This is a genomic window from Neoroseomonas rubea (assembly GCF_016106015.1).
Taxonomy (GTDB): Bacteria; Pseudomonadota; Alphaproteobacteria; order Acetobacterales; family Acetobacteraceae; genus Neoroseomonas; species Neoroseomonas rubea.
The window spans coordinates 1-10,966 of record NZ_JACADQ010000121.1 but is presented as its reverse complement, the minus strand read 5'-3'; the positions used below and the strand labels follow the sequence as shown (position 1 = coordinate 10,966).

The 10,966-nt window shown below is 71.9% G+C and carries 13 protein-coding genes; 8 read left to right on the top strand and 5 right to left on the bottom strand.

What is annotated here, in order from left to right:
• The first annotated feature begins 99 nt into the window (after positions 1-99).
• Positions 100-1,107, top strand: coding sequence for a hypothetical protein (locus HW577_RS13090; protein ID WP_198376580.1), 1,008 nt, complete (start codon positions 100-102; stop codon positions 1,105-1,107).
• A 34-nt stretch (positions 1,108-1,141) separates the two neighbouring features.
• On the opposite strand, the gene HW577_RS13085 is transcribed toward HW577_RS13090, so the two are convergent.
• Positions 1,142-1,819: an aspartate/glutamate racemase family protein gene (locus HW577_RS13085; protein ID WP_198376579.1), complete on the bottom strand. Its 678-nt coding sequence runs from the start codon at positions 1,817-1,819 to the stop codon at positions 1,142-1,144.
• A 134-nt stretch (positions 1,820-1,953) separates the two neighbouring features.
• Between HW577_RS13085 and HW577_RS13080 the strand changes: the two genes are divergently transcribed.
• The 6 genes from HW577_RS13080 to HW577_RS13055 are packed head-to-tail and all read left to right on the top strand — an operon-like array spanning position 1,954 to position 7,209.
• Positions 1,954-2,397 (top strand): DUF983 domain-containing protein, encoded by a 444-nt coding sequence (locus tag HW577_RS13080; RefSeq protein ID WP_198376578.1) that lies wholly within the window; start codon positions 1,954-1,956, stop codon positions 2,395-2,397.
• Positions 2,390-2,860, top strand: a complete 471-nt coding sequence (locus HW577_RS13075; RefSeq protein ID WP_198376577.1) for a UPF0262 family protein — start codon at positions 2,390-2,392, stop codon at positions 2,858-2,860. Before HW577_RS13080 ends, HW577_RS13075 begins: the two co-directional genes overlap by 8 nt.
• 21 nt (positions 2,861-2,881) lie before the next feature.
• Entirely contained in the window at positions 2,882-3,988 is a 1,107-nt protein-coding gene (locus HW577_RS13070; RefSeq protein WP_198376576.1) for an Acg family FMN-binding oxidoreductase, read from the top strand.
• Positions 3,985-5,073, top strand: coding sequence for an S-methyl-5-thioribose-1-phosphate isomerase (mtnA, locus tag HW577_RS13065; protein WP_198376575.1), 1,089 nt, complete (start codon positions 3,985-3,987; stop codon positions 5,071-5,073). Before HW577_RS13070 ends, mtnA begins: the two co-directional genes overlap by 4 nt.
• Positions 5,073-5,771: a cysteine hydrolase family protein gene (locus HW577_RS13060; protein ID WP_198376574.1), complete on the top strand. Its 699-nt coding sequence runs from the start codon at positions 5,073-5,075 to the stop codon at positions 5,769-5,771. Before mtnA ends, HW577_RS13060 begins: the two co-directional genes overlap by 1 nt.
• A gap of 31 nt (positions 5,772-5,802) precedes the next feature.
• A complete protein-coding gene (locus HW577_RS13055) occupies positions 5,803-7,209 on the top strand; it encodes an FAD-binding oxidoreductase (protein WP_198376573.1) in 1,407 nt (468 codons plus the stop codon).
• 3 nt (positions 7,210-7,212) lie between these two features.
• On the opposite strand, the gene HW577_RS13050 is transcribed toward HW577_RS13055, so the two are convergent.
• Positions 7,213-7,602, bottom strand: coding sequence for a hypothetical protein (locus tag HW577_RS13050; RefSeq protein WP_198376572.1), 390 nt, complete (start codon positions 7,600-7,602; stop codon positions 7,213-7,215).
• Positions 7,603-7,605: 3 nt separating this feature from the next.
• Positions 7,606-8,577 carry an N-carbamoyl-D-amino-acid hydrolase gene (locus HW577_RS13045; RefSeq protein WP_198376571.1) on the bottom strand — a complete coding sequence of 324 codons (972 nt, stop codon included), beginning with the start codon at positions 8,575-8,577 and terminating at the stop codon, positions 7,606-7,608.
• Positions 8,578-8,714: 137 nt separating this feature from the next.
• Between HW577_RS13045 and HW577_RS13040 the strand changes: the two genes are divergently transcribed.
• Complete coding sequence (locus HW577_RS13040) at positions 8,715-9,227, top strand: DUF805 domain-containing protein (protein WP_198376570.1); 513 nt, start codon at positions 8,715-8,717, stop codon at positions 9,225-9,227.
• A gap of 7 nt (positions 9,228-9,234) precedes the next feature.
• On the opposite strand, the gene HW577_RS13035 is transcribed toward HW577_RS13040, so the two are convergent.
• Both HW577_RS13035 and HW577_RS13030 read right to left on the bottom strand, forming a co-directional pair.
• On the bottom strand, positions 9,235-9,435 hold the full coding sequence (locus HW577_RS13035) for a hypothetical protein (protein ID WP_198376569.1): 201 nt from the start codon (positions 9,433-9,435) through the stop codon (positions 9,235-9,237).
• A partial coding sequence (locus HW577_RS13030) for a flavin-containing monooxygenase (protein WP_198376568.1) occupies positions 9,432-10,966 on the bottom strand: 1,535 nt, incomplete at its 5' end. The genes HW577_RS13035 and HW577_RS13030, both read right to left, overlap by 4 nt.

Below are 10,966 nucleotides of genomic sequence, written 5' to 3'. Positions count from 1 at the left end.
CCGCCATCGGGCGCATCCAGTGTGCCCCCGCAAACACCGGTGCCGTCCGGCGCCAGAAGGGCGCCGGACGGCCGGTCCAGGCCAGGAGCAGACAGACCCATGTCCCAGCAGACCACGCGGCCGGCCGGCGAGGGCACCGGCATCGACCTCTCCCAGTTCGACGTCGCCCAGGTCGTGTTCGAGGCGACCGGCGGCGGCCATGGCGCGCCGCCGCCGAATGGCGGCACCGACCCTTCCCTGCTGCCCGCCCCGGTGCGGGACGGCACCTGGGTGGCCGGCGATGGCCGCACGCCCGACGGCACGGACCCCGCCGACACCTTCGACCCCGGGACGATCACCGACCCGCTGCGCGACTTCTCCCTGACGACGGACCCGGTCATGCCAGACAATCCGCTGCTGCCGATGATGGAGGAGGAGGCAAAGCCGGACTTCGCCAATGGCGGGCCGGAGGGTGCCGCGATCGGCCCAGGTGGGGCGGCCTTGGTGCTCGCGCTCGTTCTTCTCGGGGTCGGCGTGGTGGCCTACAACGTCAACGACGATGTGAAGGCCTCGGTCGACGCGCTCGCAGCGGACATCGCGAGCGCATTCGACAATTGGGTCAGCGGCGGCGGCGATGACGCCGAACAGCCTGGGCCGAAGAAGTTCACCTCCGACCCCTCAAAGGGCAAGGCGCTCAAGGACTTCGACAGGCTGCCGCAGTACATGACCGACCCCGATGCCCAGGGCGACGCTACAGATGGCGGCGCGGTGCTGGCGCAGATCTTCGCCGACCTGATCGGCGACCGCGACCCGACCGGCCTCGCCACGCGGCCGGAGGGCTTCGGCTCCGGCGACGGCACGCTCGACGCGCTGAACGGCGGCAGGCTGGACCGCCTCGGCAAGCTGATGGACGGCCTGAAGGGCTACGGCGTCGATGCGACGGACGGGCTGACAGGGGAGGAGATGATGGCCCTGTCGAAGGCGCTCGGCTTCGAGGACGCGCTCGCCACCATGCCCTTCATGGCCGAGGATCCGCAGCGCGTGCTGTTCGAGGCCTCGGAGGTGGAGCGGATCGCGGTCGCGACCGACACGATCCTGACGATCGACCTCGGCGGCGACTGGTGGTGACCGGCGGGCCGGGGTGGCGGCGCGCCGCCCCGGCCTATTCCGCGGCGAGGCGCATCCTGCCCCCGCGCGCGGCGACGACGGCGAGGATCGCCTGCGTCACCGCCGCCTGGCAGGGCTCGATCACGGGCACGCCGCAGGCGTCTTCCGCGAAGTCGCGATGCCCGGCCATGCCGGCGCAGCCAAGGATCACGGCCTCCGCCCCCATCGCGACGAGTTCCTTCGCGGCCTCGGCCAGCCGCGCGCGCGGCGCGACCGGGTCGGTCAGGACCTCCATGTCAAGGTTGAGCGGGATGACTCCGGCGAGGCGGTCCTCCACGCCCATGGATTGCAGGGCGCGGCGCTGGCGCGGCTTCGACTTGTCCGTGAAGGCGATGATGCCGAAGCGCTCGCCGCGCATCATGGCGGCGGCGACGGCGCAGCGTAGCGGGCCGAAGACCGGCGCCGCGGTCGCCGTGCGCACCGCTTCCAGCCCGGGGTCGGAGACGCAGGCGAGGATGTAGGCGTCGGCGTTCTCGCGCTCGACCATCCGGCAGAGCGGTTCCGCCACGCCGTACCAGTCGCGCCAGGTCACGATCGCGGGCGGGCCTTCGACCAGCCGCGTCACGTCGAGCCGCGGCAGCCCCGGCGCGGCGAAGGGCGCGATCGCGGTCGCGATCCCTTCGGTGCAGGAGACGGAGGAGTTCGGGTTGATCAGGAGGATGCGTTCGGCCATGACGCATCCTCGCGCCGGTGCCCCGGCCGGTTCAAGCCCGGTCGTGCGAAGTTTCCTTGAAGCGGCGGCCGGAAGCGTGTCTGATGTTGCGCCGCACAATGGACGCCACAGAGTGTCCAGCGAAAGGAACGCCGATGCCCTGGCACACCGAACAGGCTGCTGCCGACGAGGCAGCCGCCCGCACACCGATCCTGACCGGGCTGCGGCGCGGCGCGATGGGCCGCTGCCCCTGCTGCGGCGAAGGCCGGCTGTTCCGCGGCTATCTCCGCGTGGCCGATGCCTGCGAGGCCTGCGGCACGCCGCTCGGCCACATCCGCGCCGACGATGCGCCGCCCTATTTCACCATCTTCATCGCCGGCCACATCCTGCTGCCCGGCGTCTTCCTGATCGAGAAGGCGTACCAGCCGCCCATGTGGCTGCACATGGCGGTCTGGCTGCCCCTCTTCGCCATCGCGAGCCTGCTGCTGCTGCGCCCGGTGAAGGGGGCGACGCTCGCCTGGATGATGCGCATCGGGCTGACGGGCCATGAGAACGGCGCCGGCATCGCGCCGCCGCGCCGAGGGGCCGGCGATGCCTGAACAGCGCCTGGTCCGCCTCGAACTGCCGGAGGAGCCGCCGGCGCCTTCCGCCTTCGCGGAGGCCGACCGGCGCCAGGCGATCGCCGACCTGCTCGCCGGCAACCGCTTCGACCCGCCAAACCTGCCGCCCGGGCCCTATGCCCTGGCAGTTTCGGTGCGCGAGGGGCGGCTCGTGCTCGACATCCGCGACGTGGACAACCGGCCGCTGCACGTGCTGGCGCTGGCGCTCGGCCCCTTTCGCCGGCTGATCAAGGACTACCACCTGGTGGTCGAGGCGCATGAGCAGGCGGTCGCCGAAAGCGGCCCGGAAAGCCGGGTGCAGGCGATCGACATGGGACGGCGCGGCCTGCACAACGAGGGCGCGGAACTGCTGCAGGCCCGCCTGAAGGGCCGGATCGACGTGGATTTCGAGACGGCGCGGCGGCTCTTCACCCTGGTCTGCGCGCTGCACCAGCGGATCTGACGCGGCACGGCTGAGGCAGCCATGCCGATCCTGCGCCGCGCACTCTTGGGGTTGGGGGCCACGGCGACGCTCGGTGCCGGCGCGGCCTTCGTGATCCGGCGGCGCGACGCGGCGGCCTTCGACGCGCTGGCGGCTTCGCTCTGGCGTGTGCCCGACGCGGCCGCCGTGCCGCTGCTGCGCGAACTGGTGCGCTGCGCGACCCTGGCGCCGAACAGCCACAATACCCAGCCCTGGCGGTTCGTGGCCGAGGGCGACCGCCTGCGCGTCCTGCCCGATCCCGCGCGCCGAACGCCGGTGGTGGACCCGGACGACCACCACCTTTTCGCCAGCCTCGGCTGTGCCGTGGAAACCGCGATCCAGGCCGCGCCGGCACTCGGCCTTCGAGCCGAGGCAGAGGTGGCGAGGGATGGCGGCACGGTGCTGCATCTGGCGGCCGCGCCGCCACGGCAAAGCGCCATGGCGACGGCCATCGCGCGCCGGCGTTCCACGCGCGCGCCCTTCGATCCCGCGCCGCTCGACGCGGCCGATCTCGCCCGGCTCGCGGCAGCGGGCGGGGAGGATCCGCGCGTCGGCCTCGTGCTGGTGACCGAACCCGCGCGGCGGGCAGCCCTGGCCGAACTCGTGCTCGCCGGCAACAGCGTGCAGATGCGCGACACCGCCTTCGTGGCGGAACTCGCCTCCTGGATCCGCTTCAGCCATGGCGAGGCGCTGGCGCGGCGGGACGGGCTGTTCGCCGGCGCATCCGGCAATCCGGTGCTGCCCGCGCCGGTCGGGCGCCGCTTTTTCCCGCACGTCTTCACCCTGGCGTCGGAAACCGAGCGCATGGCGCGGCAACTGGCCGGCAGCGCGGGCTTCGCCGTGTTCGCCGCGGCGCGGGACGATCCCGCCCATTGGCTTGCCGCCGGCCGTGCGGCACAGAGGCTCTGCCTGGCGGCGACCACGCTTGGCCTCAGCACCGCCTGGGTGAACCAGCCCGTCGAGGTGCCGGCCCTGCGGCCTGTGCTGTCCGCCTGGCTCGGCCTGGGCGAGAGGAAGCCGGACCTGGTCCTGCGCTTCGGGCGCGGCCCAGCGTTGCCGCCCTCGCTGCGGCGGCCGGTGGAGGAGGTTCTGGTGGAGCGGAGCGCATGAGGATCGACGGCACATGGCACCGCAGCGTGCGGGTGGACGAGGCGGATGGCTGGTCCGTCCGCATCCTCGACCAGACGCGCCTGCCCTGGCAGGTCGAATGGCTGCGCCTGACCGACGAGGACCAGGTCGCACACGCCATCCGAACCATGCAGACCCGCGGCGCGCCGCTGATCGGCGCGACGGCGGCATATGGCGTCGCCCTCGCCATGCGGCGCGACCCGTCGGCGCTCGAGCCCGTCTGCGCCATGCTGGCGGAAACCCGCCCGACCGCGATCAACCTGCGCTGGGCGATCGAGCGGATGCTCGCGGCCCTGCGCAACATCCCGACCGCCGACCGCGCCGCGGCCGCGTACGCCGAAGCCGCCGCCATCGCCGACGACGACGCCGCGACCTGCGAGGCGATCGGCCGCAACGGCCTGCCCCTGATCGAGGAGATCGCGGCGCGCCGGCCGGGACAGCGCGTGAACCTGCTGACGCATTGCAATGCCGGCTGGCTCGCCACGGTGGATTGGGGCACCGCACTCGCGCCGATCTACATGGCGCATGACGCGGGCATCGACGTGCATGTCTGGGTGGATGAGACGCGGCCGCGCAACCAGGGCGCCGCCCTCACCGCCTTCGAGCTCGGCGCGCATGGCGTGCCCCACACGGTCGTCGCCGACAATGCCGGCGGCCACCTGATGCAGCATGGCGAGGTCGACCTGGTCATCGTCGGCACCGACCGGGTGACGCGCACGGGGGACGTGGCAAACAAGATCGGCACCTACCTCAAGGCGCTCGCCGCGCGCGACAACGGCGTGCCCTTCTGGGTCGCGCTGCCGCATTCGACGCTCGACATGCGGGTGCGCGACGGGGTGCGGGACATCCCGATCGAGGAACGCAGCCAGGCGGAGGTGACGGACCTGACCGGCCGCACCGCGGATGGGCGGATCGAGACCATCCGCGTCGCCGCCGCCGGCAGCCCCGCCGCCAACCCGGCCTTCGACGTGACGCCGGCGCGGCTCGTCACCGGCCTGATCACCGAGCGCGGGCGGATCCCCGCCACCGAGGCCGCGATCGCGGCGATGTATCCGGAGAAGGCGTGATGACCGGCTGGAAGACCGCCTGGCGATCCTTCTACTACGCCGGCGCGCCGGAGGCGCCGGACCCGGTGCTGGTCAAGGGCAAGGTCGCGCTGCTCGTCATCGATGTGCAGAACACCTACCTCGCCCGACCCGAGGAGCGCGCCAGCCTGCCGCCGCTGGAGCAGGCGCGCGAGGCCGCCTGGGATGGCTTCCATGAGCGGATGCACGGCACCGTCATCCCGACCATCGCACGGCTGATCGAACGCTTCCGCGCGGACGGCAACCCGGTCCTGTTCGCCCGCATCGCCTGCCTGACGCCGGACGGGCGCGACCGCTCGCTCAGCCAGAAGAAGCCGGGCTGGAACAATTTGTTCCTGCCGCATGAGTCGGACGCGTCGCAGATCGTCCCGGCCCTCGCCCCGCGGCAAGGGGAGGTAGTGGTCACCAAGACCACGGATTCCGCGCTGACGGGGACGAATCTCCGCCTGATCCTGGCGAACATGGGCGTCACCCATGTGGTGTGCACGGGGATCTTCACCGACCAGTGCGTCTCATCCACCGTGCGGTCGCTGGCCGATGAATCCTTCGACGTGATCGTCGTCGAGGATGGCTGCGCGGCGGGGACGATGGAACTCCACCTGCGGGAGATCGAGATCATCAACCGCATCTATTGCGAGGTGATGCGGGCGGACGACCTGCTGGGCTACCTGCCCGCTTGACCGGCCGGGCGGCGGGCGCAGGATCGCGCCCATGGAAACGCTCGCGACCCTCGCCGCAACGCTCGGCCCCCGCAACTGCCTGACCGGGGCGGAGGACGTCGCCCCCTATGCCGTCGACTGGCGAGGCGTCGGCGGCGCCACGCCGCGCGCCGTCCTGCGCCCCGGCAGCGTGGAGGAAGTGCAGGCCGCGGTGCGCGCCTGCGCGGTCGAAGGCCTCGCCATCGTCCCCGCCGGCGGGCGGACGGGGCTCGCGGGCGGGGCCGTCCTGCCGCCGAACGGCCCGCCCTCGGTCGTGCTGAGCCTCGAGCGGCTGAACCGCATCCGCGACGTGGATGCGCGGGATTTCTCGCTGGTCGCCGAAGCGGGCTGCATCATCCAGCATGTGCAGGAAGCGGCGGCGAAGGTCGGGCGGTTGTTCCCGCTGTCCTGGGGCGCGCAGGGCTCGGCCATGGTGGGTGGGGCGCTGTCCACCAATGCCGGCGGCATCCGCACGCTGCGCTGGGGCAATGCCCGCGACCTGGTGATGGGGCTGGAGGTCGTGCTGCCGGACGGGCGGGTACTGAACGACCTGCGGCGCGTGCGGAAGGACAATTCCGGCTATGCGCTGCGACACCTGTTCCTGGGCGGCGAAGGCACGCTCGGCGTCATCACCGCGGCCGCGCTGCGGCTCGTGCCGGCGCTCAAGCGCGTGGAGACCGCCTTCGTCGCCGTGCCGTCGCCGGACGCCGCGCTCGCGCTGTTCTCTCGGATGATGGAAAGCGGGGCGGAGGTGATCGCCTTCGAACTGTTGATCGGCCGCTGCATGGACATCGTGGCGAAGAACGGCATCGGCGTGCGCGTCCCGCTGCCGCTCGGCAGTCCCTGGTACGTGATGGTGGAACTCGCCGCCGCCCACCCCGCCGTGCCGCTGCGGGAGATGATGGAGGAAACCCTTGGCGCCGCGGCCGAGGCCGGGGAGGTGCTGGACGCCGCCATCGCCGAGAACGAGGCGCAGCGCGCCAATATCTGGCGCATTCGGGAGGACTGGCCCGATTGCGCCCGGCGCGAAGGCCCCTCGGTCAACACCGACACCTCCGTGCCTGTCTCCGCCGTCCCGGAATTCTGCGCGCGGGTGGAACGCGCGCTGGCGGAACGCTGGCCGGAAGGGCGGCTGTTCGCGCTGGGCCATGCGGGGGATGGCAACATCCATGTCAGCCTGGGCGCGCCGCCGGGGATGGACCGGGAAGCCTGGTACACCCGGGCGCGGGAGGCCGAGCCGATGGTCAACGCCATCGCGGTGGAGCTCGGCGGGTCGTTCTCCGCCGAGCACGGCATCGGGCAGATGAAGCGCCACGCCATGGCGACGCACAAGGACCGCGTGGCGCTCGACCTGATGCGCGCGGTCAAGCGCGCGATCGACCCGGAGGGGCTCATGAACCCGGGGAAGATGCTGCCCTGACGGCTACCGCCGCGCGCCTTCGGAAAGGTGCAGAGGCGCGCGCGGGCGGCGCTGCGCGTCGAGGGATACCTCCCACAGCCGCCCGCCCTCCCCGGTCGAAAGCCGCAGGGCGTCGCCCGCGAACGCCGCGCCGGTGAACTCGGGATAGGCATAGGATTCCGCGGCCAGCCTGTCGCGACCGTCCGTGCCCAGGACGTGGACGCGCCAGATGAAGCCGACGGTGGCCCCGCAGCTGCGCTGCTCGATCCGCCAGGCGCCGTCCGGGGCGCGCGCCGTCTCCGTCGCATCGCAGCCGGCGCCGCCGATCAGGTACAGCGCGGCGCCGCCGAGCCCGGCGAGCAGCAGCAGCGCCATCGCGGCGCCGGCCAGCAGCAGCCGGACGCCGCGGCGCATCGGCTATTCCGCGGCGCGGGCGGGGGCCCAGGCCGGCGGCGGCTCGCTGCCCACCTGCGCGGTGATGCGGCCATAGGCTTCCGGCCGGCGGTGCTTCGCGAAGTTGAAGATCGTGGTCCGGCCCAGCTCGCACATGCCGAGGTCGGCATCGGCCACGATCAGCTCATCGCCCCAGGAGGTGGCCTGGGCCATGATCTCCCCCTGCGGATTGACGATGATGGAATGGCCGAACAGCTCGTGCCCGTCCTCCGTCCCCGCCTTCGCCGTCGCCACCGCGAAGCAGGCATTCTGGTAGCAGCCCGCCTGGATCGTCAGGTGGGAGTGGAAGACGCGCAGGTGGTGCGCCTCGAAGCCGCGATTGTCCATGTTCAGGCTGGGCGTGTTGTAGCCGAGCATGACGAGCTCGACCTGCTGCAGCCCCATCACGCGCCAGGATTCCGGCCAGCGGCGGTCGTTGCAGATCATCATGCCGACATTGACGTCGTGACCCGCGACCGGGGCGCGCACCACGGGGAAGCCGAGGTCGCCGACCTCGAAGTACCGCTTCTCGAGGTGCTGCACGGTGCGGATCGGGTCGAAGTCGCGGTGCCCGGGCAGGTGGACCTTGCGGTACTTCAGGATGGTCTCGCCCGAGGGATGGACGAAGATCGCCGTGTTGAAGCGGTGCCCGTCCGGCGTCTTCTCCGCATAGCCGAGATGGAAGGCGATGCCGAACTTCCGAGCCGCCTCGAACAGCGGGGCGGTGGCGTTGGACGGCATGGCGCTTTCGTACCAGTGGTCGGCGTTCGCGATGTCTTCCTCGTACCAGCGGGGGAAGAAGGTGGTGAGCGCGAGTTCGGGGAAGACCACCACCTCGGCGCCCATGCGGTGGGCCTTTTCCATCAGGCGGACCATGCGGCCGACAGCCACGTCGCGACCCTCATCCTTCTGGATGGGGCCCAACTGGGCGGCGGCGAGGACGAGGCTTCGGGTCATGGCGGGGTCTCCGGGCACGGTGCCCGTCCACTATGCGCGGCGCGGCGGCGGGCGGAAGCCCCCCGCGGTGTGAACCAGGTCAGTGCGCCGCGGCGCCGGACCCGGCCAGGCTGGGGCCGGCAAGAGAGGAGACATCCATGCTCAACCTCTATGCGTCCCCGCGCGGGCGGATCGGCCGCAGCGCCTGGTGGCTCGGCATGGTCGGCATCATCGCCTTCAGCATCGGCTCCGCCTTCCTGGCCATGGCGTTGCTCTCGCCGGGCGGGGATGTCGTCGCCATCAACGCTGCCTCCTTCTTCCTGACGCTGGTGACCGGCGGGATGATGTACTGCCTGCACGCGAAGCGCTTCCAGGACCGGGGTGTCGCAGCGCTGCCGCGGGTCGCGCCCTTCCTCGCCGCCTGGCTGCTGGACGGGGCGCTGATGGCGCTCGGCGTGACCAGCGGCCCCGCGGGGCGGGAGGAGGTGGCCGGGGCGATGACCGCCGTCATGTTCGGCTTCTTGGTCTGGTACGTGGTGGAACTCGGCTGCCTACGCGGCACGGATGGCCCGAACGCCTATGGCGAGGATCCGGCGCTGCTGCGGGACTTCCCGCACATGCCGCGCGACGCCGCCGGCTGGCGCCCGCCGGAGGGAGGGACGGCGCGCTGAACCGCGCTCAGCGCGGCTCGATGATCGCCGCCCCGTGCTTCAGCCGCGCCCGCGCCGCGGCGGCGGCGATCGCTTCCTCCCAGGCTTCCAGCAGGAGCGCGGCGAAATCCTCCGCCGCCGCGCGCGTCGCGGCGATTGCGAGGGTCTCCCCGTCGCGGGTCACGACGCGGACATGCCCCGTCGCCTCGTCCTCCACCACCGCGATCATGCGACGAGTCCGAGCTCCCGCGCCTTGATCTGCAGGGCGAGCACCTTCGAGAAGATGCGGCACTGCGCCAGGCCGCCGGCGTGGAACCACAGGCCGGGCTGGCCGGTCGGGCGCCACATGCCGTGCAGCTCGCCCTCCACGTCGAAGCCCCAGACGCGGCCCACGCGATCGGCCACCGCATCGCCCAGGATGCGCCGCGCCGCGGCGAGCTGCCCTTCGTAGCCGGTCGCCAGCACGATGAGGTCGGCCGGCTTCACGCTGCCATCCTTCATCACCGCGCCCTCGGGGCCGAAGCGGTCGATGTCGTCGAACTGCATCAGCCCGACGCGGCCATCCACGATCATCTGGGAGCAGCCGGCGTCGAAATAGTAACCGCCGCCGCGGGACTGGTACATGATCTGCCAGCCCGTCCCGTCCTCCCCCGAACTCAGCCGGAAGCCGCGCGCCTTCAGCCCCTCCAGCAGCGCCCGGTCGGCATGCTCGTTCATTCGCGTCATGCGCTGATGCGCCTGGCGATAGACCGGGAAGGGGAAGGAGACGGCGAGCAGGTCCTTGTCCTCGAAGGGCAGCGGCTCGTCGTACAGCGCGTAGGGCGCCTGCGCTTCCTTGAGGCTGACCACCAGCGTCGGGCGGCGCTGCACCAGCGTGACCTCCGCGGCCCCCGAGACGGTCAGGTCCTGCGCCACATCATGGCCCGAGGTGCCGGTGCCGAGCACCAGCGCCCGCTTGCCCGCCCAGTCGAGCCCGCTGCCATAGCCGCCCGAATGGCGCACCGCGCCACGGAACTCCTTCAGCCCCGGCAGGTCGGGCATGATGGGGATGGAACTGACGCCATTGGCCATGACGATGTGGCGCGGGCGCATCCGCCGCTCGGTTCCGTCCGCGCGCTGCAGGGTCACGTCCCAGCAGCCAGCGGCCTCGTCCCAGGTCCCGCCCGTGAGTTCCGTGCCGGTCCAGACGTTCAGCTCCATCGCCTCGGCGTAGAGCTCGAACCAGTTCGCCAGCATGTCCTTCGGGATGAAGACCGGGAAGGATTTCGGGAAGGGCATGTAGGGCAGGTGGTTGACGCGTGTTTCATTGTGCAGCGTCAGCGCGTGGTAGCGGTGGCGCCAGGAATCGCCGATGCGCGCTTCACGGTCCACCACCAGCGTATCGACGCCAAGGAGCCCGAGCCGCGCAGCGATGGTCAGCCCCGCCTGCGCCGCGCCCACCACCAGCACGGCGGGGTCGCGGTCGGCGAAGGCGGCATCCTTCTTCCGCCGGTCGAGCCAATTCTCGCCGCCGAAGTTCCGCTTCCAGTCCACATCCTGCCATCGGCCGCCATTGGCCGGGTCCTCATGGCCGCGGATCTCGTCCAGCGCGGTCATCAGCGTCCAGGCGCGCGGGGCGCCATCCTCGTTCACCAGGCGGACGACGCCGTTGCAGGGGCCGGTCGCGGTCTCGAAGGTGAAGATGGCCTCGACCGCCTCGGTCCCCGCGCGCGTGACGCGGCGCGGCGGCGTGCGGCCGGTGGCGAGCGCGAGCCCGCGCG